At 72.4% G+C, this 24875-nt stretch carries 24 protein-coding genes; 8 read left to right on the plus strand and 16 right to left on the minus strand.

Annotated features, from left to right (window positions below; genetic code table 11):
- Positions 1–353: 353 nt before the first annotated feature.
- Entirely contained in the window at positions 354–1067 is a 714-nt protein-coding gene (locus tag ACIBX3_RS47535) for an IclR family transcriptional regulator (protein ID WP_397127301.1), read from the minus strand.
- A 95-nt stretch (positions 1068–1162) separates the two neighbouring features.
- Here ACIBX3_RS47535 and ACIBX3_RS47540 point away from each other — a divergent pair, with 95 nt between their 5' ends.
- The 4 genes from ACIBX3_RS47540 (at position 1163) to ACIBX3_RS47555 (ending at position 7824) form a co-directional block, all read left to right on the plus strand.
- Entirely contained in the window at positions 1163–2305 is a 1143-nt protein-coding gene (locus ACIBX3_RS47540) for a pyridoxal-phosphate-dependent aminotransferase family protein (protein WP_397127302.1), read from the plus strand.
- On the plus strand, positions 2302–5067 hold the full coding sequence (locus tag ACIBX3_RS47545; RefSeq protein WP_397127304.1) for an FAD-binding and (Fe-S)-binding domain-containing protein: 2766 nt from the start codon (positions 2302–2304) through the stop codon (positions 5065–5067). The genes ACIBX3_RS47540 and ACIBX3_RS47545 overlap by 4 nt, the downstream gene beginning before the upstream one ends.
- A gap of 30 nt (positions 5068–5097) precedes the next feature.
- Positions 5098–6621 carry an SLC13 family permease gene (locus ACIBX3_RS47550; protein WP_397127305.1) on the plus strand — a complete coding sequence of 508 codons (1524 nt, stop codon included), beginning with the start codon at positions 5098–5100 and terminating at the stop codon, positions 6619–6621.
- Between the two features lie 156 nt (positions 6622–6777).
- A complete protein-coding gene (locus ACIBX3_RS47555; RefSeq protein ID WP_397127306.1) occupies positions 6778–7824 on the plus strand; it encodes a LacI family DNA-binding transcriptional regulator in 1047 nt (348 codons plus the stop codon).
- Between the two features lie 76 nt (positions 7825–7900).
- Here the strand turns inward: ACIBX3_RS47555 and ACIBX3_RS47560 are convergent, their stop codons facing one another.
- The 3 genes from ACIBX3_RS47560 to ACIBX3_RS47570 are packed head-to-tail and all read right to left on the minus strand — an operon-like array spanning position 7901 to position 9746.
- Positions 7901–8497, minus strand: coding sequence for a hypothetical protein (locus ACIBX3_RS47560; protein ID WP_397127307.1), 597 nt, complete (start codon positions 8495–8497; stop codon positions 7901–7903).
- Positions 8494–9504 carry a cation:proton antiporter gene (locus ACIBX3_RS47565; protein ID WP_397127308.1) on the minus strand — a complete coding sequence of 337 codons (1011 nt, stop codon included), beginning with the start codon at positions 9502–9504 and terminating at the stop codon, positions 8494–8496. The genes ACIBX3_RS47560 and ACIBX3_RS47565 overlap by 4 nt, the downstream gene beginning before the upstream one ends.
- Positions 9420–9746 carry a hypothetical protein gene (locus ACIBX3_RS47570; protein WP_397127309.1) on the minus strand — a complete coding sequence of 109 codons (327 nt, stop codon included), beginning with the start codon at positions 9744–9746 and terminating at the stop codon, positions 9420–9422. The genes ACIBX3_RS47565 and ACIBX3_RS47570 overlap by 85 nt, the downstream gene beginning before the upstream one ends.
- A gap of 238 nt (positions 9747–9984) precedes the next feature.
- On the opposite strand from ACIBX3_RS47570, the gene ACIBX3_RS47575 reads away from it, so the two are divergent.
- The gene (locus ACIBX3_RS47575; protein WP_397127310.1) at positions 9985–11268 is read left to right on the plus strand and encodes an SLC13 family permease; all 1284 of its coding nucleotides are present in this window, start codon (positions 9985–9987) and stop codon (positions 11266–11268) included.
- Here ACIBX3_RS47575 and ACIBX3_RS47580 read toward each other — a convergent pair.
- The 9 genes from ACIBX3_RS47580 to ACIBX3_RS47620 all read right to left on the minus strand — a co-directional run bounded on the left by ACIBX3_RS47580 (position 11256) and on the right by ACIBX3_RS47620 (position 18720).
- Positions 11256–11849, minus strand: coding sequence for a dihydrofolate reductase family protein (locus ACIBX3_RS47580; protein ID WP_397127311.1), 594 nt, complete (start codon positions 11847–11849; stop codon positions 11256–11258). The two genes, ACIBX3_RS47575 and ACIBX3_RS47580, sit on opposite strands and share 13 nt — an antisense overlap.
- Positions 11850–11933: 84 nt before the next feature.
- Positions 11934–12773: a universal stress protein gene (locus ACIBX3_RS47585; RefSeq protein ID WP_397127312.1), complete on the minus strand. Its 840-nt coding sequence runs from the start codon at positions 12771–12773 to the stop codon at positions 11934–11936.
- 75 nt (positions 12774–12848) lie between these two features.
- Positions 12849–13706 carry a sulfite exporter TauE/SafE family protein gene (locus ACIBX3_RS47590; protein ID WP_397127313.1) on the minus strand — a complete coding sequence of 286 codons (858 nt, stop codon included), beginning with the start codon at positions 13704–13706 and terminating at the stop codon, positions 12849–12851.
- Positions 13707–13734: 28 nt separating this feature from the next.
- Positions 13735–14301, minus strand: a complete 567-nt coding sequence (locus ACIBX3_RS47595; RefSeq protein ID WP_397127314.1) for a rhodanese-like domain-containing protein — start codon at positions 14299–14301, stop codon at positions 13735–13737.
- 133 nt (positions 14302–14434) lie between these two features.
- Complete coding sequence (locus tag ACIBX3_RS47600; protein WP_397127315.1) at positions 14435–15769, minus strand: rhodanese-like domain-containing protein; 1335 nt, start codon at positions 15767–15769, stop codon at positions 14435–14437.
- A gap of 76 nt (positions 15770–15845) precedes the next feature.
- Entirely contained in the window at positions 15846–16115 is a 270-nt protein-coding gene (locus tag ACIBX3_RS47605; protein ID WP_397127316.1) for a metal-sensitive transcriptional regulator, read from the minus strand.
- 73 nt (positions 16116–16188) lie between these two features.
- The gene (locus ACIBX3_RS47610; RefSeq protein WP_397127317.1) at positions 16189–17244 is read right to left on the minus strand and encodes an aldo/keto reductase; all 1056 of its coding nucleotides are present in this window, start codon (positions 17242–17244) and stop codon (positions 16189–16191) included.
- A 107-nt stretch (positions 17245–17351) separates the two neighbouring features.
- Positions 17352–17951: a TetR family transcriptional regulator gene (locus ACIBX3_RS47615; RefSeq protein WP_397127318.1), complete on the minus strand. Its 600-nt coding sequence runs from the start codon at positions 17949–17951 to the stop codon at positions 17352–17354.
- Between the two features lie 49 nt (positions 17952–18000).
- On the minus strand, positions 18001–18720 hold the full coding sequence (locus tag ACIBX3_RS47620; RefSeq protein ID WP_397127319.1) for a sulfotransferase family protein: 720 nt from the start codon (positions 18718–18720) through the stop codon (positions 18001–18003).
- A gap of 201 nt (positions 18721–18921) precedes the next feature.
- Between ACIBX3_RS47620 and ACIBX3_RS47625 the strand changes: the two genes are divergently transcribed.
- Complete coding sequence (locus ACIBX3_RS47625; protein WP_397127320.1) at positions 18922–19983, plus strand: Glu/Leu/Phe/Val dehydrogenase dimerization domain-containing protein; 1062 nt, start codon at positions 18922–18924, stop codon at positions 19981–19983.
- Positions 19984–19992: 9 nt separating this feature from the next.
- Here the strand turns inward: ACIBX3_RS47625 and ACIBX3_RS47630 are convergent, their stop codons facing one another.
- Positions 19993–20118: a hypothetical protein gene (locus tag ACIBX3_RS47630; protein ID WP_397127321.1), complete on the minus strand. Its 126-nt coding sequence runs from the start codon at positions 20116–20118 to the stop codon at positions 19993–19995.
- A 14-nt stretch (positions 20119–20132) separates the two neighbouring features.
- On the opposite strand from ACIBX3_RS47630, the gene ACIBX3_RS47635 reads away from it, so the two are divergent.
- On the plus strand, positions 20133–20315 hold the full coding sequence (locus ACIBX3_RS47635) for a hypothetical protein (protein WP_397127322.1): 183 nt from the start codon (positions 20133–20135) through the stop codon (positions 20313–20315).
- A 71-nt stretch (positions 20316–20386) separates the two neighbouring features.
- Here ACIBX3_RS47635 and ACIBX3_RS47640 read toward each other — a convergent pair whose 3' ends face one another.
- Positions 20387–21148 carry a hypothetical protein gene (locus ACIBX3_RS47640; protein WP_397127323.1) on the minus strand — a complete coding sequence of 254 codons (762 nt, stop codon included), beginning with the start codon at positions 21146–21148 and terminating at the stop codon, positions 20387–20389.
- Positions 21149–21153: 5 nt separating this feature from the next.
- Entirely contained in the window at positions 21154–21747 is a 594-nt protein-coding gene (locus tag ACIBX3_RS47645; protein WP_397127324.1) for a hypothetical protein, read from the minus strand.
- A 172-nt stretch (positions 21748–21919) separates the two neighbouring features.
- Here ACIBX3_RS47645 and ACIBX3_RS47650 point away from each other — a divergent pair, with 172 nt between their 5' ends.
- A complete protein-coding gene (locus ACIBX3_RS47650) occupies positions 21920–24868 on the plus strand; it encodes an alpha-L-fucosidase (RefSeq protein WP_397127325.1) in 2949 nt (982 codons plus the stop codon).
- Positions 24869–24875: the final 7 nt, after the last annotated feature.

A 24875-nucleotide genomic window follows, 5' to 3' on the forward strand; every position in this document is an offset into this window, starting at 1 on the left:
TCCAGCCCCGAGCAGCTGGAAGCCAACGTGGCCGCCGTGGACCACCTCGGCTTCACCGGCGACGAGCTCGCGGCCATCGACCGCGCCGCCAAGGAAGCCGAGGTAGGCGCGTAGACCTCCTGGTGACGGCCGTGGACCCCGCCGAGGGTCACGGCCGTTCCGGCTGCGCCGGCAACCGGCGTGACAACCCGCGGGCGGCGGCTGATGTCGGACAGTGACATGCGGCGGCACTCGCCGGAGAACGCGCTCAGCACGCTGAGGACCCGGCCGCTCGACGCCGGTGCCGGTGGCCGCGATGGCGGCCGAGCACAACTGCGACCTGTGGGACGCGCGATCAGGCTCCTGACCGGCCTTCAGCCCGGGAGGGACTCCGTCAGCGTCCGCGCCGCCCGCGTGACGAGCTTGCCGTACTCCCTCCTGAGATCGTCCGGCATGCGGCTGGCCGGGGTGGAGACGCTCAGGCTGGCGAGCGGGCCGTCCGGGCCCAGGACGGCGGAGGCGACGGCGGCGATGTCGGAGCGCCACTCGCCGCGGTTGTCGGCGTAGCCGCGGGCGCGCACCTCGGCCAGCTCGGCGCGCAGCACTTCGGGGTCGGTGATCGTGGTGCCGGTGTACCCGGGCAGCTCGTCGATCGGGCGGTCCAGGTGCGCGAGGACGGCCTTGCCGTTGGCCGAGGCGTGCAGCGGGAGCCTGATGCCGAGCGGCAGCACGATGCGCAGCGGCTTGTCGGTCTCCAGCCGCTCGATCAGCACGACCGCGTCGCCCTCCGGCACCATGAGGTGGATGGTCTCGCCGGTGCGCTGGCGCAGCTCCTCCATGACCGGCAGCGCCACGTCGCGCAGCCCCAGCTCGGCCCGCCGCCCCACCTGCAGGGCCTTGCTGGTCACCTGCCAGCGCGTGACCGCGCCCCCGGCGGGTCTGATCCACCCGGCCTCGTGCAGCGTACGCAGCCCTCGCTGCACCGTGCTCTTGGGCAGGCCCAGTTCGCGGGCCAGCTCCCCCACGCCGGCGGGCTGGCGGGCGGCGACCTCTTCGAGCACCCGGAGGGCGTTGATCACGTTCTGCATCCATTGACTCCTCTGCGGGCTGATTTTAATGTTAATGAACCGCTACACGGCACGTCGTGCCGTGACACGGCACAGCGCGACGGGAGCATGACGACGTGGGCCGCCACTTCCTGCAGATCCCAGGACCGACCAACGTCCCCGACCGGGTGCTGCGCGCCATCGCCCGGCCCACGATCGACCACCGTGGCCCCGCCTTCGCCGAACTGACCCATGAGCTGCTCGAACGGCTCAAGCCCGTCTTCGGCACCCGCCACGACGTGGTGATCTACCCGTCGTCCGGTACGGGCGCGTGGGAGGCGGCGCTGGTCAACACGCTGTCGCCGGGCGATCGCGTGCTCGCGTTCGAGACCGGGCATTTCTCCTCGCTGTGGTGCGAGATGGCCGCCCGGCTGGGGCTGGTCGTCGACCTGGTGCCGGGCGACTGGCGGCACGGCGCCGACCCGGACACGATCGCCGAGCGCCTCACCGCCGGGCACGCCGCCGTCATGGTGGTGCACAACGAGACCTCGACCGGCGTACGCAGCCGCATCCCCGAGATCCGCGACGCCATGGACGCGACCGGGCATCCGGCGCTGCTGCTGGTGGACACGATCTCGTCGCTGGCCTCGATGGAGTACCGGCACGACGAGTGGGGCGTGGACGTGACCGTCGGCTGCTCGCAGAAGGGTCTCATGCTGCCGCCCGGCATCGGGTTCAACGCCGTCGGCCCGAAGGCCCTCGCCCGCCGGGGGCGGCTGCCGCGCTCGTACTGGGACTGGGATCCGATCATCGCGGCCAACCGGCAGGGCTTCTTCCCGTACACGCCGCCGACGAACCTCCTGTACGGGCTGCGCGAGGCGCTGCTCATGCTGGAGGAGGAGGGCCTGCCCCGGGTGTTCGCCCGCCACGACCGGCACGCCGAGGCGACGCGGCGGGCCGTGCGGGCTTGGGGGCTGGAGGTGCTCTGCGCCGGCGAACGGGAGCATTCCAGCTCGCTCACGGCGGTGCTGATGCCCGGCGGGCACGACGCCGACGCCGTCCGCGGGCTCATCCTGGAGCGCTACGACATGTCGCTCGGCACCGGCCTCGGGCGGCTGGCCGGGCGCGTGTTCCGGATCGGGCACCTCGGCCACTTCAACGACCTGATGCTGGCGGGGACGCTCGGCGGGGTCGAGATGGGCCTCCTCGCGGCCGGGGTGCCGATCAAGGAGGGCGGGGTGCGGGCGGCGCTGGCCTCCCTCGAGGAGGCCTCCGGATGAGCCTGGCGGGGAAGCTGGCGCCGCTGATCGGCGGCGACGTCAGGGACGATCCCTACACCAGGCACCTGTACTCGTCCGACGCCAGCATGTACGCCATCGAGCCGATCGCCGTCGCCTTCCCCCGGGACGCCGGGGACGTGCAGGCGCTGGTGGCGGCGTGCGGCGAGCTGGGGGTGCCGGTGCTGCCGCGCGGAGCGGGCACCAGCCTGGCCGGGCAGACGGTGGGCGCGGCCGTGATCGTCGACTTCTCCCGGCACATGAACAGGATCCTGGAGATCGACGGCCGGACCGCCCGGGTGCAGCCGGGGGTCGTGCAGGACCAGCTCAACCGGGCGGCCCGCGGGCACGGGCTGATGTTCGGGCCCGACACCTCGACCAGCAACCGCGCCACGATCGGCGGGATGATCGGCAACAACTCGGCCGGCAGCCACTCCGTCCGGTACGGCTCCACCGTGGACCACGTCGAGTCGCTGCGGGTGGTGCTCGCCGACGCCACGACGCCCGACCTGGCCACGGACGCCCGATTGGGGCCGGCGGTGGCCGAGGTGCTGGCAGGGCTGGACCTGACGGGGTTCCCGCGATTCTGGCGCCACTCGGGCGGCTACCGCCTGGACCTGGCCGCCGAGGGAGACCTCACCAAGCTGATCGCGGGGTCGGAGGGCACGCTGGCCGTGGTGACCGAGGCCACGGTGGCGCTGGTGGAGCGGCCCCTGGCCAAGGCGATCGCCGTCGGGCACTTCACCTCCACGCTCGCCGCCATCGCCGCCACCGCCGACGCGCTGGCCTTCGGCGCCGCCTCGGTCGAGCTCATCGACAAGGCCATCCTCGACCTGTCCCGGCAGCGCGTCGACTACGCGGGGCTCGGCGGCATCCTGGAAGGCGACCCGGAGGCGCTGCTGTTCGTCGAGTTCTTCGGCGACACCCCGGCCGAGGTGGCCGACCGGGTGGACAAGCTGGCCGCCACCTGGAAGGCGAACGGCCACGGCTACCACACGCTCAGGGCCACCGCCGAACGGGACCAGGCCGCCGTGCTCAAGGTGCGCAAGGCCGGGCTGGGCCTGCTGATGGCCTCCAGCGTGGGCAGCCGCAGGCCGCTGGCGTTCGTCGAGGACACGGCGGTCCCGCCGGATCGGCTGCTGCCGTACGTCGAGGAGTTCGCCCGCATCCTCGACGGCCACGGTCTGAAGGCCGGGTTCTACGGCCACTGCTCGGTCGGCTGCCTGCACGTCCGCCCGTTCGTGGACCTGCGGGCGCCCGGCGAGATCGGCAGGATGCGCACGGTCGCCGAGGAGATCGCCGAGCTGGCCGCCCGGCACGGCGGCGTGAACTCCAGCGAGCACGGCGACGGGCTGGCCCGCTCGGAGTTCAACCGGCGGCTGTTCGGCGACGAGATCTACGAGGCCATGCGGCGGATCAAGCGGATCTTCGACCCGCACGGGCTGCTGAATCCCGGCAAGATCGTGGACGCTCCGCCGATGACCGATCACCTGCGCGACCCGGCCATGCCCGAGCCGCGCCCGCTGCATACCACACTGAACTTCGCCGACGGGATGCACGCCGCCGCCGACCGGTGCATGAACGTCGGCGTGTGCCGCAAGGACGACACGGGCGTCATGTGCCCGTCGTACATGGCCACCCGTGAGGAGGAACACTCCACCCGGGGCCGCGCCAACGCCCTGGTCAAGGCCCTGTCGTCGGCCGATCCCCGGCAGGCGATGGGCGGCGACCGGCTGCACGGCATCCTCGACCTCTGCCTGGAGTGCAAGGCCTGCCAGTCGGAGTGCCCGCTGGGTGTGGACATGGCGGCGTTGAAGAGCGAGTTCCTCCACCAGTACCAGCAGCGGCACGGCGTGCCGCCGCGCGCCCGCCTGTTCGGCGCGATCAGGACGCTCAACCGCCTGGGCTCGGCCACCGCCCCGCTGTCGAACTGGCTGGCCGGCCCGCTGCGCGGCCCGCTCGGCCTGAGCCGGCGGCGGCCGCTCCCCCGCTTCCGGCGCGACAACCTGCTGCGCTGGTTCGCGCGCAGGCCGACGGCGGCGGGGACGAAGGAGGTGATCCTGCTCGCGGACTCCTTCACCACCTACACCGAGCCGGGCGTCGGGCAAGACGCCGTCGAGCTGCTGGAGCGCGCCGGCTACCGGGTGCACCTGGCCGCAGAGGGCTGCTGCGGCCGCTCCAGCATCTCCAAGGGCCTGCTCGACCGGGCGCGGTCGATGGCCGAGGCGATGGTCGGCCGGCTGGCCGGCTCCGACGCGCCCATCGTCGGCCTGGAGCCGTCCTGCCTGCTCACGCTGAAGGACGAGTACCGCGCCCTGCTGCCCGGCGACCCCCGGGTCGCGGCGGTGGCGGCGCGCGCCAGGCTCGTCCCCGAGCTGCTCGCGGAGGCGATCGACGACGGCTCGCTGGTGCTGGGCGACGCGCTGAGCGGGCGGAGGATCCTCCTGCACGGCCACTGCCACGAGAAGGCCGTCGTCGGCACCGGCGCCACGCGCGCGCTGCTGTCCAGGATCCCCGGAGCGGAGGTGGAAGAGATCGACGCCGGCTGCTGTGGCATGGCCGGCTCGTTCGGCTTCGAGAGCGAGCACTACGACCTGTCCATGAGGATCGGCGGTCTCCGGCTCTTCCCGGCGATCGCCGCGGCCTCGCCCGACACGCTGCTCGCGGCCACCGGGGTGTCGTGCCGCCAGCAGATCGCCCACGGCGCGGGACGCCACGCCCGCCACCCGGTCGAGATCCTGCACCAGGCCGCCGGCCTGCCCTAACGAACGCCTCGGGGGAGAACGGAGTACGCAGTGTCCGCAGAGCTCCTGTCCATTCTCGCCCTCATCGTCATGTTCGTCGTGGCCACTTTCTTCCCGGTCAACCTGGGCGCGCTCGCCCTCGTCGGCGCGTTCCTCGTCGGGACGCTGGCCGCGGGCATGGAGACCGACGCCATCCTGGACGCGTTCCCCGGCAGCCTCTTCGTGATCCTCGTCGGGGTGACGCTGCTGTTCGCGATCGCCACCAACAACGGGACCGTCGACTGGCTCGTCCGCGCCGCGGTGCACCTGGTGCGCGGGCGGATCGCGGCCATCCCGCTGGTCGTGTTCGTCATCTCGGCGCTGCTCACGGCCGTGGGCGCGCCGGCGCCCGCGGTGGCGGCGATCCTGGCGCCGATCGCGTTCGGGTTCGCGGCCGACTACAAGATCCATCCGCTGCTGATCGGGCTCATGGTGGCGCACGGGACGCAGGCGGGGGCGTTCTCCCCGATCAGCGTGCTGGGCGGGATCGTGAACGGCGTCACCAGGGACGCGAATCTGCCCAGCGACAACGTGGTGCTGTTCCTGTCCAGCTTCGCCTTCAACGCCGCGGCCGCGGTGGTCGTCTTCTTCGTCTTCGGCGGCCCCCACCTGGTACGGCGCGGCGCCGTGGCGGTCCCGGGGACGGGCTCGGCGGGAGACGGCACCGCCGATGAGACCGGGGACCCCGGCGCGGCGCCCGTGCCCGCAGCCACGGTCACCGCCGCGCCGGACCCCACCCCGGCCCCGGCCTCCGGCACCGGCACCGCGTCCGGCGCCGCGTCCGCTCCCAGCGCTTCGTCCGCCTCCGCCCTCGGCACCGGCACAACCGCCGGCCCCGGCACCCGGACGACTCCCGGCCCGGCCACCCGGACGACTCCCGGCCCGGACGCCGGTCACGTCTCCAGCACCGGGAGCGAGACCGGAGGCGGGCTCCGGCTCACGCCGCACCAGGCGTTGACGCTGGCCGGGATCGTCGCGCTCTGCCTGTCCGTGCTGGTGTTCAAGCTCGACGTCGGCCTGACCGCCGTCACCGTCGCCGTGATCCTCTCCCTCGCCTCCCCCAAGGCGAACAAGGGCGCGGTGGAGCGGGTGGCCTGGCCGACCGTGCTGCTGATCTGCGGCGTCGTGACGTACGTCGGCGTGCTGCAGGAGATCGGCACCGTCGACTACGTCGGCACGTCCGTGGCCGCCATCGGCATCCCGCTGCTGGTGGCGCTGCTGATCTGCTACGTCGGCGGCGTCGTGTCGGCCTTCGCCTCGACCGTGGGCATCCTCGGCGCGCTGGTGCCGCTGGCGGTGCCGCTGCTCGGGACGGGCGCCCTCGGGCCGATCGCGATGATCGCGGCGCTGTCGGTGTCGTCGGCCATCGTGGACGTCAGCCCGTTCTCGACGACGGGCGCGCTGCTCGTGGCGAACGTGCGGGGCATGCATCGGGACGTGTTCTACCGCAGGCTCCTCGCGTACGGCGCGGTGATCGTCGTGGTGGGCCCGCTCGCGGCCTGGGGCGTGCTGGTCGTCCCCGGCTGGCTCGGCTGACATCCCGACCCCGCCACCCAAAAGATCTCCCCGCGTTATAACGTTTCACAACCGTGCGGGTCACATAAGCTATGACCACCGGTGGGCACGGTGGGGTTCTGAAACGGTGCACCGGTCAGGGCATTGACACGATTCAAATCACGTTGTCGAGGGACGATGTCGAGCATCAAAGAGGTCGCCCAGCTCGCCGGAGTCTCCGTCGGCACCGTGAGCAACGTGCTCAACCGGCCCGACATGGTGGCTCCCGAGACCCGGGAGCGAGTGCTGGCCGCGATCGCGCGGCTCGGCTACATCCGCAACGGCTCCGCCCGCCAGCTGCGGGCGGGGCGCAGCCGGACCCTGGCCGTGGTGGCGCTCGACCTGGCCAACCCGTTCTTCATCGACGTGCTCAGCGGCGTGGAGGCGGCCGCGCAGCGCGACAAGCTCACCGTGATGGTGTTCAACAGCAGCAAGGACGCCGACCGCGAGGCCCGGCTGCTGGACATGCTGGAGGAGCAGCGCCCGCTCGGCGTGCTCATCACCCCGGTGAACGACCGCGGCCAGCAGGAACGGCTGGACCGGCTGGTCTCCCGCGGCATCCCGGTGGTGGTGTTCGACAATTCCTCCCGGCTCAGCCACGGCTGCGCCGTCGCCGTCGACGACGTGCTCGGCGGCCGGCTGGCCGGGCTGCACCTGCGCGAGCAGGGGCATCACCGCATCGCGTTCGCCGGCGGGCCGTTCACCGTGCGGCAGGTAGAGGATCGCCACGACGGCCTGGCCGGCGTGCTCGGCCCCGCCGAGACGCTGACCGTCATCCCCCTGCCCGACCTCAACGTCGCCACCGGCCGCACCGCCGGGCAGCAGATCGCCGAGCTGCCCCGCGCCACCCGGCCCACCGCGGTCTTCTGCGCCAACGACCTGGTCGCGATGGGTGTGCTGCAGGAGCTGACGCAGCGCGGCCTGCGGGTCCCCGGCGACGTGGCGATCCTCGGCTACGACGACATCGACTTCGCCGCGGCGGCCGCCGTGCCGCTGTCGTCGATCCGGCAGCCGCGCGAGCAGATCGGCTACTCGGCGACGCTGATGCTGCTGGAGGAGGCCGATCAGGGCTCCGGGCACCAGCACCGCCACGTCATCTTCCAGCCCGAACTGGTGGCGCGCACCTCCACCGCCCGGGTGCGGGCCGAGCGGGAGACGGCGAAGGCGGCGAAAGCGGCCCGCTGAGCGGCCGCGCGGACCAGCCGGGGCCGCCGCCGGATCAGTCTGGATCGCCCTCGGACCAGCCGGGGCCGCCGCCGGATCAGTCTGGATCGCCCTCGGATCGGGCGGAGTCGCCGCCGGATGCGGCCGGATCGCCCTCCGCGAGGTCGAGGCGCTGGTAGAGGCCGTAGACGAAGCGGGCGCGGTAGTGCGTGCCCTCGTGGGCGAAGCCGACCGTCCAGTGGTGCGGGGCCGAGCCTTCACGATGGGAGGTGCCGGGGAAGCTCGCGGCGACGTCGGCGACGACACAGCCCCAAGAGACCAGCTCCGCGAACGACAGCATCCTGGGGGCGCCGGGGCGGACGAACCACTGGTTCCACACCTCGCCGCCGGGACCGAGCAGGACCTCGTACCGCAGGTCCGGCCAGGAAGGCAGCCTCCAGCAGGCCACGTCGCAGGTCAGGCTGCCGGCGTGCCGCACGCCCTCGTACGCGGGCGGGCCGAGCGCCATCCGGAACATGGCCCGTCCCTTCGGAGCCCGCGCGGAGTGGGCCATCGCCGTCCACTGGGTGTGCGCGGCCCGCAACTCGGCGCGGGTGGCGCCCATGGCCTCGAGCGCGTCCTCGACCCGCGCGGCGTCCAGATCGCGCATCCGGTGCATCAGCGCCAGCTCGAACTGGCGCACCCCGAATCTCATGGCGCCGCCTCTCCCCGATCGCTCCTGCGCAGCCGCCGGGCCACGCCGTACCAGGCCGGGACCTCCCGCTCGTCGTCGAACCCGCGGGCGACCACGATGTCGGTGGAGGAGTGCAGCAGGATCGACAGCACGATGGTCACGGCGACGATCTGGAACACCTGCTGCGCGGCGGCAATGCCGGAGCCGAGCACGAGCAGCCCGTACACGACGGAGGCGAAGCCCTTGGGCCCGAACCAGGCCACCGCCGCCTGCTCGCGCACCGACAGCCCCGAGCGCAGGAACGACAGCCAGATGGCGATCGGGCGGGCCAGCACCAGCGCGAGGACCGCGAACACCCAGCCCCGCCAGCCCACCGACCCGAGCAGCGCGGGGGTGATGAGCGCGCCGAACACCAGCAGCGCGGCCAGCTTGAACACCTCGGCGATCAGCTCGCCGAAGTGCTCGAACGACTCCCGCTGCCGCTGCCCGAAGGTCGCCACGGTGATCCCGGCCGAGAACGCGGCCAGGAACAGGTTGCCGTGCGTGGCCTTGCCGACCGCGAGCACGAGCAGGCCGATGGCCAAGGCGTTGAGCGGCTCGTACGGGGTGGAGGCGGAGAACCAGCGGGTCTGCTCCAGCTTGATCGCCGCCCACGGGATGGCGACCCCGATGACGATGCCCAGTCCGAGCTCCAGCCCCAGGGCGCCGAGGTGCAGGTCGTCCGATCCCGACGCGATCGCGAGAAAGAGGATGACGAACGGCAGCGCCAGCCCGTCGTTGACACCCGACTCGACGTTGAGCAGCTGCCGCAGCCGGGGCGGAACCTTCTCGTTGCCCACCAGGGCGGCGGCGAACACCGGGTCGGTCGGCGCCAGGATCGCGCCGATCAGCAGCGACTCGATCCAGCCCAGGCCGAGCAGGTAGTGCGCGCCGACGGCGGTGATCACCAGGGTGAGCGGCAGGCCCCAGCCGAGCGCCCGCCCCGGCAGCCGCCAGGCGCTGCGGAGCTCGGCCCAGCCGACCCGCATGCCGTCGGTGAGCCGACCCGCATGCCGTCGGTGAACAGCACGGTGAACAGCGCCAGCTCGGCCAGCGTGGCGACGAGGTCGTCGCCGGGCTTGAGCGAGACCACGCCGAGCGCGCCGTCGCCCAGCAGGAACCCGGCCACCAGGAAAAGCGCGGCCGTGGACAGGATGGTCCGGTGGGCCAGGCTCGAGAGCAGCACGGCCAGCAGGAGCACGGCGGCGAACGCCGTCAGCAACACAGCCATCACGGACACTGCGGGGAACTGGGCATACACGCCTCCGGTCGGACAGTTCATCAAGAGCATTGCCGACCAGACTTCCCGGCGCACCGCCGCTTACCTTAGCGGTTGCTGATACGTTGTCTGAAGGTGTGCCGGGAAGTCTGGTCGGCGAGTCCTTTGTCCGCTTTGACCAGAAAGATGTGCCCGTGCGCTTTCAAGACCTCCATGCCGGCCCTTCCATGATCGACAGTGCGGTCGCGGCGTGAGCGTGCTCTCCTGGGTGAGCGTGGCGGTGTTCCTGACCGCGTACACGCTGATCGCCACCGAGAAGGTCCACCGGGTCGCGGCGGCGCTGGGCGGGGCCGGGATCATGCTGCTGATCCACGCCACCGGCGCGGAGGCGGCGTTCTTCTCCGAGCACGCGGGCATCGACTGGAACGTCATCTTCCTGCTGCTCGGCATGATGGTCATCGTCGGCGTGCTGAAGGAGACCGGCGTCTTCGAATACCTGGCCATCTGGGCGGCCAAGCGCGCCCGCGGCAAGCCGTTCCGGCTGATGGTGCTGCTGGTGATCATCACCGCGTCGGCGTCGGCGCTGCTGGACAACGTCACCACCGTGCTGCTGATCGCGCCGGTGACGTTCCTGGTGTGCGAGCGGCTGGCGCTCTCCCCCGTGCCTTTCCTGATCGCCGAGGCCATGGCGTCCAACATCGGCGGCGCGGCCACGCTGGTCGGCGACCCGCCGAACATCATCATCGCCAGCCGGGGCGGGCTCACCTTCAACGACTTCCTCATCCACATGGCGCCGCTGGTCATCGTGCTGATGGTGGTGTTCGTCGGGCTGTGCCGGTGGTTGTTCAGGAAGTCGTTCACGTACGACCCGGACCGGGCCGCGGAGATCATGACGCTGAACGAGCGGGAGGCCATCGCCGACCGCAGGCTGCTCTGGCAGTCGCTGGCCGTGCTCGCGCTGGTGATGACGGCGTTCGTGCTGCACCCCGTGCTGCACTACGAGCCGTCGGTGGTCGCGCTGCTCGGTGCGGGGGTGCTGGTGGCGGTGACGAAGATCCGCACCGAGCAGGCCATCGCCGAGGTGGAGTGGCCCACGCTGGTGTTCTTCGCCGGGCTGTTCGTCATGGTCGGCGCCCTGGTCGAGACCGGCGTCATCGGCGCCCTGGCCAAGGCCGCCGTGGCGGCGACCGCCGGGCAGCCGGAACTGACCACGATGGGGCTGCTCGGCGTCTCGGCGGTGTTGTCGGCGATCGTGGACAACATCCCGTACGTCGCCACCATGAGCCCCATCGTGGAGCAGCTCGTACAGGCCAACGGCGGTCAGCAGGTGCTGTGGTGGGCGCTGGCCTTCGGCGCCGACCTGGGCGGCAATGCCACCGCGGTCGGCGCCGCGGCCAACGTCGTGGTGCTCGGCATCGCCGCGCGCAACGGCACCCCGATCAGCTTCTGGCAGTTCACCAAGTACGGCCTGGTCGTCACAGTGGTCACCGTGGTCCTGGCCGCGCCCTACCTGTGGCTGCGCTACCTCATGTGAGCGGGCCGGTAGGCGGCGAGGATCACTCCGGTGCCGGTCGTCGCGGAATCCACCAGCTCGAACGCGGTCAGGCCGGTGCCGGAGTCCGGGAAGAGCCTGCGGCCCGATCCCAGCGTCAGTGGGTGGACCATCAGGAGGAGCTCGTCGACGAGGCCGTGCTCCATCAGCGACCTGACCAGCACCCCGCTGCCGAACACCACCAGGTTCTCCGCGATCTCCTTCTTGAGCCGGGCCACGGCGTCGGCGGCCTCGCCCTTGAGGAGGGTGGAGTTCTGCCAGGGCAGCGGCTCGGCCAGAGTCGTGGACGCCACGTACTTCCGGACCTGATTGAGCGCGTCGGTGAACGGGTTCGGCGCCTGCCGGGGCCAGTAGGCGGCGAAACGCTCGTACGTCGTGCGGCCCGCCAGCAGGGACCACGCGCTCGTCATGCGGGCGCCCATCGCCTCCTGCATGGCCGGGTCCTGGGCCCGGGTCGCCCAGCCCCCGTGCCGGAACCCGTCGCGCGGGTCCTCATCGGGGTGCCCGGGGGCCTGCATGACGCCGTCGAGCGTCAGATGCTCGATCACGATGACCTTGCCCATGCCGTACCTCTTTCTGATCGTCCGGTTCTCTCGCCCCCTACACGAACGGGACGCCGCCGGATCGACAGCCGGCGCTCCCCCTGTTCACGTCCCTTCGGCGCGGGGCCGTACGACCGCGGCTGGGCAGGTCAGGCGGTGCAGGACCGCGTGGCCGACCGAGCCGAGCACCGCTGAGGCGAAGCCGCCGCGCCCGCGCGAGCCCATCACCACGAGGTCGGCCGTGCCGCCCGCGGTGATCAGGACGTTCACCGGGTGTCCGGGCACCTGCTCGTCGACGATCCGGACGTCGGGATTCCGCTCGCGCCACGGAGCGACCCGCTCGGCCGCCGCCAGGCTCTGCAGCTCGAAGGCGTCCTCGAGCAGGGTCTGGTACGCGGCCGCGTACGGCGAGATCACCGGAGCCTGCCAGGCGTAGAGGACGCGTAGCGGGACGCCGCGGGCCCGGGCCTGGTCGACGGCGTAGCGGATGGCGGCGTCGGAGTGCTCGGAGCCGTCGTCGCCGACGACCACCTGCCCGTGCTCCACCACGGAGGTCCGCCGCACGATCACGACGGGACCGGCGGCGTGCCCGGCGACGCCCATGCCGACCGAGCCCAGGAGCATCCCGGCGAACCCGCCGAGCCCCCGGCTGCCCAGCACCACGCTGTCCGCGGTCACCGACTCGCCGATCAGGGTGCCGATCACCTTCCCGCACAGCAGCTGCGTCGCCACCTCGACGTCGCGCGTCAGGGCGCGTGCCCGGTCGGCGGCCGCGGCCAGCATCCCGGCGCAGTACTGCGTCCCGTGCCCGGCGTAGGACCACTGCTCGCACACGTGCACGATCCGTACCGGCCGCCCCCGGCGCTGCGCGTCGGCGGCGGCCCACTCCACGGCGGCCGTCGCCGGCGCGGACCCGTCCACGCCGACCACGATGTGCCTGGTCATCACGCACCTCCTCCGCCCTACCTCCACCTTCCCGCGCCGCCCGCTCGAACGCCGTCCGCGACGGTCCCGATCGCTTCATGTCCTCCGCAGGACGCAGGCGGTCCCGAGCACCTTGCGGCACAGGACCCAGGCGGCCGCGGCCACGGCGGCGACCGGCAGGGCGACGGGCAGGGTGACGGGCCAGAGTGCGGCCGGCGCCTGCCGGACGAGCACGAAGGCGCCCATGGCCAGGACGAACCAGCCGAACGCCCGGCGCAGCCGCCCGGCGTCCAGTCGGCCGGCGAGCGCCCCGCCGGCGACCCCGCCGGCCACGGCGGCCGCGGTCACCGGCAGCGCCAGCGCCCAGTCGACGGGGACGCTGTGCAGGTATCCGGCCAGCCCGGCCAGCGACTTCATGGCGATGACGAGCAGCGAGGTGCCCACCGCGACCCCCATGGGCAGGCCGCCGAGCAGCGCCAGCGCGGGCACCACCAGGAACCCCCCGCCGGCGCCGACGAGCCCGGTCACCAGGCCGACGCCCACGCCTTCGGCTATCACGTGCCAGACGGGCGGGTTCCGCGGAGGGGACGCGGCCGCCGGGGCGGGGCGGTCGCGGATCATGGCTATGGCGGTGGCCGTCATCATCGCCGCGAAGGCCGCCATCAGCAGCGTCTCGGGCACGTACGGGCCGATCAGCCCGCCGCCGTACGCACCCGCCATGCCCGCCGCGCCGAACACCAGCCCGGTCCGCCACCGGACACGTCCGGCCCTGGCGTGGCCGACGGCGCTGACCGCGCTGGTCACGGCCACGATGAACAGCGACATGGCGATGGCCGGCCTGGGCGGGACGCCGGCGAGATAGACCAGCAGCGGCACGGTGAGGATCGACCCTCCGCCGCCGAACAGGCCGAGCGTGACGCCGCCCAGCACCGCGGCGGCCAGGGTCAGCGCCATCACGCATACTCCCGGGGGTATCGAGCGGTCATGAAACGGCGCCGCGCAGCCGGGCGATGGCGGCCTCCACGTCCACGCGGCCGCCCCGGTTGTACGGCAGCCTGGCCAGCAGCAGCCCCATGGCGCACGTGTCGGTGAGCGCGGCGACCGCCAGCCCACCGCCGACGAACGCGGCCACGAGCACGGCCGCGGGCACCCACAGGCTCGCCAGCGCGGCGGCGAACACGATGCTCCCCGCGACGAGGCGGACCTGCCGCTCCAGCGACCACCGGGGACGGCCGCGGTGGACGGCTCCGCCGGTCGCGGTCCAGGCGTTCATGCCGCCGTCCAGGACCGCGACGTCCGCGAGCCCGGCCCCGGCCAGGGCCGACCGGGCGCGTTCCGCGCGGCTGCCGGACTGGCAGACGAGCAGCAAGCGGCCGCCGGCGGCGCCGACGATGTGCCGCAGATGGGCGTCCACCTGGTCGAGTGGCAGGTTGACGGCCCCGTCGATGTGCGCGGACTCGAATTCGGCCGGGGTTCGCACGTCGACCACGAGCACGTCGGGGTTGGACGCGATCAAGGATCGTGCGGAGGCGGCGTCGATGAGGGACAAAACGGGTTCTCCTGTTCTGCGAGGGTCAGGGCTTGGGGTCGCGTACGGGGTCACGGGCTTCGGGGTCGCGTACGGGGTCAGAGGCTTCGGGGTCGCGTACGGGAGTCACGGCCTTCCGGGTCGCGTACGGGGATCAGGCGGCGTCTCGTGCTCTGAGCGCGGCGGCGACGTCGGGGACGCCGGCGCCGGTGAGGACGACCGGGCGGTATCCCCGGCGGGCCAGCAGGCTCGCCGCGATGCTCGCGCGGCGCCCGCTGCCGCAGGCGACCAGGACCGGCCGCGCCGGGTCGAGCTCGGCCGGCACGCCCTGGGTGACCAGCTCGGGGAGGAAGCGCTCGACCGCGCCCTCCAGCCTCACCAGGTCCCTTTCATGGGGCATGCGCACGTCCAGCAGTCGCGCACCCGGCCGGCCGAGCCGCTCGGCGAACGCGCCGAGCTCCAGCACCTCGTACGTCTGCGTGGCCTCCTCCCCCAGCCGCCGGACGACGCCCCGGACGTTGTCGAAGCCGATCCTGGCCAGCTGTGTGACGGCCTCGGCGACGTCCTGGCCGGGCTCGGCGACCAGCGTGACGGGCTCCTGGTACGGCAGCAGCCAGCCCGCCCAGCTGCCGAAGTCGTCGGCCGCCTCGATGCCGATCGAGCCGGGCAGCATGCCCTCGGCCTGCGCGCGCCGGGGCCGGATGTCGACGACCTGCGTCCCCTCCGGCGCCCGGTCGAGCTCGGCGACGTCCACGGGCGGCATGGGCGGCACGCCGAGTGTGTTGACCGGGCCCATGTGCCGGTAGAAGGCGGGGATCGGCATCGGCGCGGCCAGCAGCCGGTCGGCGAACTCCTCCGCCTCCGCGATCGCCAGCAGCGGGTTGTCCTTCACCTCCGCGCCGATGGTGGAGGTGAGCCGGCCCGCGCCGGTGACGGTGCAGAACGAGCCCTCGCCGTGCGTCGGGTACAGCCCCACCTCGGGCGGCAGCGCGGCCAGCCGGCGCAGCGAGAGGTGCTGAAGCCGGGCCAGCGAGCGGGCGCGCTCGGGGCCGAGCAGGTCGGGGCGGCCGGCAGAGGCCACCAGCAGGCTGCCGCCGGAGAACACCGCGACCGGCTCGCCGTCCACGAGCACCAGGTAGCTGGTGTGCTCGGGTGTGTGCCCCGGCGTGTGAACGGGCCGGATCGACAACCCGCCGCCCCCGTCGATGTCCTCCAGGTGGAAGGCGGCCCGGTGCCGGTAGGCCACCGCCGCGGCGGCGGGCAGCACCAGCTCCGCCCCGGTCCGCAGGGCGGCCTGCTCGGCGCCGGAGACGTAGTCGTTGTGCAGGTGCGTCTCCAGCACGAAGCGCAGCTCGACGTCCTGCTCGGCGGCCGACCGCAGGAACCGGCCGATGTCGCGCTGCGGGTCGACGAGGACGCCCATGCCGTCGTGCGTCAGCAGGTACGTCTGATCGCCGAGGCCAGCGGTCCGGAACGCCGTGATCTCCATTGCCGTCCATCCTTTCAATACCCGGGGGGGTATCCATAAGACATGAAAATGGGCCCGTACGAGCCCATGAAACCACTCAGGCCAGAGCGAGGAAGAGCTTCTCCAGCTCGGCCACGCTCATCGGCGGCTGCTCCCCGCGCCCTTGGGCGTCCTGGCAGTGCCGCAGCCCGGTCGCGACGATCTTGAATCCGGCGCGGTCCAGCGCCTTGGAGACGGCGGCGAGCTGGGTGAGCACCTTCGCGCAGTCCTCTCCCGCCTCGATCATCCCGATCACCCCGGCCAGCTGGCCGTGCGCCCTGCGCAGCCGGGTCAGCGCGTCACCCACCATGCTCTCGTTCAGCTCCATGCGGCCGAAGGTACCCCCCGGGGTATGGATGACGCAAATGGGCGACCGCCGTGAGGCGGCCGCCCGGGCGCGGTCAGCCCGCGTGGATGAGGGATTCGATCGGCGGGTTCAGGCGGGCGAAACCCTCCTGGCTCCGGTACGGGTAGTACGGGTAGGCGGCCGTGGCGGTGCTGGCCGCGTCGAGCCTGGCCACCTGGTCGCGGGTGAGGTTCCAGCCGACGGCGCCGAGGTTCTCGCGCAGTTGCTCCTCGTCGCGCGCCCCGATGATGACCGAGGCCACGGTCGGGCGCTGGAGCAGCCAGTTCAGCGCGATCTGGGGGACGGTCCTGCCGGTCTCGGCGGCGATCCCGTCGAGGGCGTCGACCACCGCGTACAGGCGCTCGTCGTCCACCGGCGGGCCGTAGGCGGCGGTACGGTGCAGCCTGCTGCCCGCGGGAATCGGGCTCCCGCGCCGGATGCGGCCGGTCAGGCGGCCCCAGCCGAGCGGGCTCCACACCAGGGCGCCGACGCCCTGGTCGCGGCCGAGCGGCATCAGCTCCCACTCGTAGTCGCGGCCGACCAGGGAGTAGTACACCTGGTGGGCCACGTAACGCGGATAGCCGTAGCGTTCCGCCACGGCGAGCGACTTCATCAGGTGCCAGCCGGAGAAATTGGACACGCCGACGTATCGGAGCTTGCCGGCCCGGACGAGGTCGCCGAGCGTGGACAGCACCTCCTCGATCGGCGTGGCCGCGTCGAAGGCGTGAAGCTGGAACAGGTCGATGTGGTCGGTGCCGAGGCGGCGCAGCGCGCCGTCCACGGCGCCGATCAGGCGGGGTCGCGAGGTGCCCGCGCCGTCGCCCATGGGCAGCCCGGCCTTGGTCGAGATGAGCACCCGGTCCCGCCGGCCCTTGATCGCCTGGCCGAGCACCTCCTCGGAGGCACCGTCGGAGTAGACGTCGGCGGTGTCGAACATGGTGACCCCCGCGTCGAGCGAGATGTCCACGAGCCGCCTGGCCTCCGCCACGTCGGTGTTGCCCCACGCGCCGAACAGCTCACCCTTGCCGCCGAACGTCCCGGCGCCGAAGCTCAGCGCGGGCACCTTGAGCCCGGACGCGCCCAACTGCCGATATTCCATGATTCCGCCCATCGGTTTTAACGGGTCAAATTTCCCATTAAGAACATAGCACGGACGGTGGATCACCGGCGTGGGGCGCGTGTCAGCCGCCGGGGAGCGGGGCTTACCCGAGCCGGCGATCAGTCGTGTGCCGGTGGCGGCGTCGCGAGCAGCGCGCGGATGAGGGGGACGGCCAGGCGCAGGATGTCGTCCAGCGGGGCGTCGGCCAGGTCGGGGGTGCGCAGCAGGTGGCGGTGGGCGGTGATGCCGAACATGATCGCTCCGGCCAGCGCCGCCCGCAGCCGGGGATCCGGCTCCTCCAGGCGGCAGGCGATGGGGTCGATGGCCTCGGCGGTGATGTGCCTGCGCAGCAGCTCGGCGGCCTCCTCGCTGGTCAGGCTGGTACGCAGGAGCACGGCCATGGGGCTGTCGGGATCGGCGGCCCAGCGTTCCAGCATGGCGCGCAGATAGTTTTCCGCCGAGGCCGCCGGGTCGCCGCCCACGGTGAGCGCGTCCACCCCGATGCGGAAGTCGACGGCCTCGCGGAAGAGCTGCTGTTTCGTGCCGAAATACTGGATCACCGAGGACTTGTCCACCTGCGCCTCGGCGGCGATGGCCCGGATGGTGGCACGGTCGTAGCCCACCCTGCCGAACACCCGCCGCCCCGCCTCCAGGATGCGGCGGCGGGTGCGCTCGCCCTTGCGCTCCCTGCTGTCGGCCTGCTCGATGGCACCGGTCACTGCTGGTCACCTCTTCCCGCGCAGGCCGATGCTATCGATGACCCGCCCGTCAGCCGCCGGGCCGGCCGAACGGGAAGGCCGGCATATCGCCCTGCCCCATCCGCTCGAACGCCCGCCGCATCGACTCGGCGTCGTTCAGATGCGGGAACGGCTCCCCGGCCGGGACGTCCACGCCGAGGAAGGCGCACAGCGGCTCCCACCCCTCCCGCACGTCGAAGACCAGCAGCCGGTCCGCGGGAACGCTCTGCTTCACCGTCTCCACGTGCCGGTTGAAGGCCGCCACGACCAGGTCCTCACCGCCCATGTCGCCCCCGAAGGCCCAGTCGGGGCCGAAAAGGGCGCGCCCCATCTGGTCCAGCGCCGGCCGCATGCGCTGCATGGTCATAAAGAGCCGGCGGGCCTGCTCAGGCATGCCCGACGGGTCCGGAAAGTTCTCCCCGGAGAGCAGCAGCCGGATGCTCGGGTACCACGTGCGCGGGTCCCGCACGGTGAGCACGACCTTCCCCTCGGGATAGGCGTCGGCCAGCTCGCGCCAGTAGTGGCTGGCGGGCCAGTCCACCGCCGCCTGGTAGCCGCCCTCGAACACCCGGTCCCAGTCCTCACGGGTCCGGACCTTCCCCGCGGCCACCTCCAGCCAGCGATCGACGTGGTCGGGATGGGTCATCACCTCGGCCATGTGGTAGCAGGGGGCGAAGCCGAGCCGCTCCAGCGCGGCCTGCATCGAGGTGGTGCCGGTGCGCGGAAGCCCCGCGCCGATGACTTTGATCATGCCGAGATCCCCTGTCGTCTTCGATGGACGTCGCGCTCAGGGTAGGAGGGGCAGACGATAAAACTCAACACCTGTACAGTTTTCTGGCGCCGGGGATCGGTTGGTTCCGCCCGTCGGTCATGATGGCGCTTGTGGCAACCGGCTTCGACAGGAACCACATGGCTGAGGAAGGGCCGGCCGGCGTCGACGTGAGGAGCGCGCATGAGGTTCGTGGAACTGGCTTCGGTGGACGGGTTCATCGCCTTCGACCTGGACTGCCCGGCGAGCGCGGGCGGGACGCGGCTGGCCCCCGACGTCACCCGCGACGAGGCGGGGCTGCTGGCGCGGGCGATGACGTACAAGCTGGCCATGCTCGGGGAGCGGCTGGGCGGGGCCAAGGCGGTGCTGCGGGCCACGGCCGAGGAGCGGGACGCGACGGTCGCGCGCTTCTGCGGGGAGATCACGCCCCTGGTCGAGAAGGGCGTCTTCATCACCTCCTCCGACCTGGGCACGCGCACGCAGGACTTCTCGACGCTGCCCGGCTATCGCACGGACTCGGTGATGCACCAGGAGGTGGGCGGCGAGCTGGTGGACACCGTGGTGACCGGCCTGGGCGTGGTGGCCGCCGCCGACGCCGCGGTCGGCGGGCTGGCCGGGCGGACGCTGGCGGTGGAGGGTTTCGGGAAGGTGGGCGGCGCCGTGGTGCGGGAGGCGGCGCGGCGGGGCGCGCGCGTCGTCGCCCTGTCGACGTTGCACGGCTGCGTGACCGACCCCGCCGGACTGGACGTGGCCGCGCTGGCCGAGCTGCGCTCCGCGTACGGGGACGCCTGCGTCGGACGGCTCGGGCTGCCCGTGCTCCCGGCGGCGGCCCTGTACGAGGTGGACGCCGACGTGCTCGTGCCCGGCGCGCGGACCGGGACGCTGACCGCCGATCGCGCGGCCCGGGTGCGCGCGCGGGTGGTCGCACCGGCGGCCAACGTCCCGTACACGGCGGCCGGGCTGCGGACGTTGCGGGAGCGGGGCGTGATGGCGCTGGCGGACTTCGTCTGCGGGGCCGGCGCCGCGATCGGCTACCTCGCCGAGCGGGCCGGGCAGGTCCCCGACGCCGCCTCGGCACGGGCACTGGTCGAGGAGCGGATCGGCGTGCTCACCGCCGCGGCGCTGCGGCATCCCGGCGGCCCGTTCGCCGGCGCGTCCGCCCTGGCCGAGGAATTCCTGGCCACCTGGCGCGACCCCGCCGACCTCTCCGGCGGCCCGGCGCTCGCCCCGGAGCCGAGGAACTGACGGGCGGCGTCAGTCCGCCGTCCGCAGCTGTGCGAGCAGGCCCCGGCCGCCACCGCCGTCGCCGAGCCGACGGTGGCAGCCGCCGAGCCGCTCGTGCGAGCTCCGCCTGCCGCCCAGGGCGTACCGTGGGGGCACGGGGAGAGGCGATTGTGTACGCCGAGAAGGTCTACGCTCCGGGAAATCACGATCTCTGGGATCTGGCGTTGTTCGTCGTCGTAAGCCTGCTCTTGGCCGGATACGCGCTCACTTTCTTCCGTGGGATCCGCTCGCATCACCGCAAACGAGTGCTCCTGCGCTGGCCATGGATCGCGGCGCCGGGCGACACCTCCTGAGGACATCCGATCATTGCTCTTGGAGTGCCAGTTGAGAAGCCGTGAGGCGTTCTCGCTAGAGGTAGGATGTATCAGTCGCCACCCGTCGTCAGCCGGACGACGTTCGACGGGGTGCCGTAGCGGATCGCTCGCACCCGGTACGATGCTTGCCGCTCCTCGGGCAGCGTGACCAGGCCGAACGCGTTGACGTCCGGATCGAGCGCGGCCACCACCCGGAAGCCCGTCCGGCCCGCCGGCCGGTTCTCCAGCAGGAAGCCCTCCTCGTCGCGGGCCCGGTCGGTCCAGGTGAACGCCACGCCGTCGGCCTGCGTGACGGTGGCCTTCAGATCGGCCGGTGCCGCGTCCCCGCTCCCGGTGGGCCGTGTGCCGCGCGGCGCGCCCGGGACGGTGCGGGGCCGCGACCAGCCGGGCGCGGGCTCGGGGCGCGGCCCGCCCGCGATGGTCACGTCGACCGGCGCCGAGGCCCGGCCGCGGTAGGGCCGCAGCCGGTAGTGGAAGGTGGTGCCCGGGATGAGGTCCGGATGGGTGTACGTGGCCTCCTCCGGCGGGAGGAAGGCCAGCACCGTGTACGGGCCCTGCGGCTCGGTGGCGAACTCGAGCACGTGCCCGGCGGCGTCCGGGTCCCGGCCGTCCCAGCGCAGCACGATGTCGACCGGCGACACCAGGGCGGCCGACAGGCGGATCACCGCCGATGGCCGAGCCGGCCGCCTCGAGTCCGCCGGAGACACGGACTCCGCATCATGCCGCCCGGACGGAGCCTGCTGCCCGGGCGGAACCTGCCGCGGAGCGGAGCAGGCCGCGACCAGCAGGAGCAACACCACCAGAGCCCGCATCTCCCCTACTTCCGCCAGAACCGGATGCCGCTCCACTCCACCGTGGCGGGACCCTGACCGCTGTTGGTCCGGTAGGCGCCGAACTTGTCGTAGAAACTGCCGCTCTCACTGTCCACGGTGTGCTTCAGCGACCCGTTGATGTACGTCCGATGAGTGCTGCCGACCACGTGCACGGTGTTGACGCGCACCGTCGTGCCCACGGTCGCGCCGGTGGCGATCGTGGTGCCGCCGTGCACGGCGTACAGCCGCCCGCCCCGCTCGACGGCGAGCATGAAGAACGGGCCGGTCGTCTTGAACGTCTGCTTCAGGCTGATACGGCTGCCCTCCAGGCCGGTGATCCTGAAGTGGCCCTCGAACTGGCGGGTGCCGCCGGAGTAGGTGGCGTAGCGCCGCTCGGCCCGCTGGTCGCCGCTGCCGGTGGAGCAGGTCAGCCGGAACGTCAGATCGCTGACGTCGCCGCACCCGCGTTCCTGCACGTTGAACGTCGGCGAGTACGACGTCCACGGGCCGGACTCCACGGGGTCGGCCCAGGCGGGCAGGGTGGTCACGGCGGGCGCGAGCAGACCGGTCGCGGCCGCGCCGACGAGGAGCAATCGCATTTTCTCCTCCTAGTTAGGAAACTTTCCTATGCGGAGTCATGGGATCACTTCTCCTGACAAGCGTCAAGAGACGTCGTGAAGTCGTCTCTTGACGCCGCCCTCTACCTGCTGTATTCGTCGGATGTCTGAGGAAGTCGCTCGGCCCCCGCCGCCCCCTCCAGGAAGCGATCCCATGAGACTTCGAGCCCGTACCGCCGTCGCAGTCCTGGCCCTCGCGGTGATCGCCGGCCTGTTCACGGCTCCCGCCGTCCGCGCGGAGGTCGAGCACCCCCGGCAGCGGTGGTTACGAGACTCCACGGCGGGCCTGTTCCTGCACTGGGGCATGTTCACCGCGCCGCGGCACCTGGACTGCGCGGCCTGGGAGCGCGACGTGACGGAGGGCGGCTGGACGGCTGACTACTGGGTGGACGAGGCCCGCAAGCTGGGCGCCTCGTACATCGTGCTGGCGACCTTCCACAGCAGGCTGGGGTACGCGCGCCCGTGGCCGTCCGCGATCCCGGGCAGCTGCGCCACCCGCCGGGACCTGCTCGGCGAGCTGGTCACCGCCGGAAAGGCGAAGGACGTCCGGATCATCCTCTACATGACCGACGACCCCCAGTGGCACAACGAGCAGGGCGTCGAGACGCTCGACTCGGCCGCGTACTCCGCCTACAAGGGCCGGCAGGTCGATCTGACGACCCGCGCCGGGTTTGGCATGTATAGCTATGACCTGTTCTTCGAGGTCATGGAGAAATATCCAGACCTCGCCGGGTTCTGGATCGACAACGACAACGAGTACTGGGAGCAGAACAAGCTCTACGAGCAGATCCGGGAGAAGCGGCCGTCCTGGTTGCTGAGCAACAACAACGAGGACACGCCGATCATGGACACGGTCAGCAACGAGCAGAAGACCGGCATGACCCCGCCGTACGACTACCCGCAGGCCGCGTGGACTCCGATGCCGCGCCTGGTCGAGGCCGACTACAAGCTGCCCACCACCGGCGACTGGTGGTACGACGGCGGCGACCACCCCGTCGACGTGCGCCTCGGCACCGGCCGCTACATCACGAACGCCGGCTCGTCGATGAAGTCGCTCATGGCCGAGACGCCGATGGTGAACGGCCGGTTCCCGCCCCAGCAGGAGGCGTTCAACGCCTTCATGTCCACGTGGGTCCCGCCGATCAAGGAGTCGCTGCAGGGCACGGAGGGCGGCGGCTACATGTACGGCGGCCTGCAGCCCGGCTTCTGGAACGACGGCGCCCACGGGGTCGTCACCGTCCGGCGCGACGGCGCCGCGATCCAGTACGTGCACGTGGTGACCCGGCCCAGCACGGACATGGTGCGCCTGCGCGACAACGGTTACCGGGTGACCCGGGTGAGCGACCTGCGTACCGGCGAGCGGATGCGCTTCAGCCAGTCCGGCGGGTACCTGACGATTCTCGGCGTCACGAAGTGGGACGCGTACGACACCGTGTTCAAGGTCGAGACGGCCGGCCGGCAGCACTTCCACGACCAGTCCACGCTCCGGGCCACCGCGTCCTCCTCGCGTGACGGCCACCCGGCCGCCGCGCTCGTGGACGGCGGTTTCGCGGACTACTGGGACAGCGACGCCCGGCTTCCGGTGTCGGTGACGCTGGACCTGGGCCGGAGGCGGAAGGCCGCCTATCTGGCGATCAACCAGCGTGAGTGGTCGCCGACGTACGCGCGGGAGACGTTCGGCCGGCCGGAGGACTCGGCGCGGATCAAGGACTACCGGGTCCACGTGAGCGACGACGGGAAGCGGTGGGGCCGGCCCGTGCGGGCGGGCGCGCTGCGCAGCGCTCGCGGGGTGCAGTTCATCGACCTGGGTGAGCAGCACGCCCGGTACATCAGGCTGGAGGTGCTGAACACCTGGGCGGGGCCGCAGGCGCCGCGCTTCTACCAGCAGCTCCAGATCGACGAGATCAGGGTCGCGCACGGCTACCCGGTCTCCTTCGGCACGCCGGTGCCGCTGGAGGCCGAGCGCGGGCAGCGGTCCGGCGCGGCCCGCGTCGAGCCGTGCCCGGCGTGCTCGGGCGGGGCGAAGGTGGCCGGGCTCGGCGGTGGCCCGCGCAACGCGATCACGTACCGCGACGTCACGGTGCCCGCGGCGGGCGACTATCGGCTGCAGCTCGACCACACCGCGCCGGGCTCGGGCGCATCAAACACCGCGCCGGACTCGGGCGCATCCGACGCCGCCGGGGTGGCGTCGCTGTCGGTCGGCGTCAACGGGGCCGCCCCGGTCGAGGTGCGGGTTCCGGGGGACAACGCGGGTGTGCCCGCCTCCACCGCGCTGCCCGTCCCGCTGCGCGCGGGGGCCAACACGATCACGTTGTTCAGTACGGCCGCCAAGGGGCCCGGCGTCGATCGGATCGCGGTCGCGCCGATGCCGCCGGCCTCGTCCGTGCCCAAGACCACCATGACCGTCGATCCGTCCGGCCTGCAGTGGGCCGGCCCCGGGCAGCAGTCGCTGAAGGTGTCGGCGAGGCTGCGCCTGGACGCCGACGACGTGCTCGACCGCGTCTCGCTGGCCCCGGCCGCGCCCGCCGGCTGGTCGGTCGAGGGCGTCCCGGCCACCGCGGCCGCCTTGCGGCTGGGGCAGACGCTGGAGGGCACGTGGACGCTGACCTCGCCGCCCGGCCAGGACGTGACGGCCACCGACGTCCCCATCGCGGCGTCGTTCCAGGTGCTCGGCCGGCCGAGCACGGTCACGCGGCAGCTGCGGATCCGGCCCCGTCCGGCCGACCGGGTGTTCATGCGGGAGGCGGAGGACTCCGGGAACGGGATCGGCAGCGCGGGCATCACCAACTGCTCGGCCTGCTCCGGCGGGCAGAAGGTGCGCAACCTCGGGGGCGGCGCGGACGCGTACGTGCTGTTCGAGGACGTCACGGTGGCGGAGGCGCGGCAGTACACGCTGTTCATCGACTTCACGGTGAACGGGGAGCGGTCGTACTTCGTGACGGTCAACGACGGGACGCCGGTCGAGGTGAAGGTGAGCGGTGTGGGCAACAACACGCCGTACACGACCGCCGTTCCCGTGACGTTGCGGGCCGGGGCGAACACCATCAAGATCCACAACGACACGGCCGCGGCCCCTGACCTGGACCGGATCTCCCTGGGCTGAAGACTTC

Origin of the sequence: Nonomuraea sp. NPDC049480, assembly GCF_044465905.1 — a bacterium.
In the GTDB taxonomy this organism is placed as follows: Bacteria; Actinomycetota; Actinomycetes; order Streptosporangiales; family Streptosporangiaceae; genus Nonomuraea.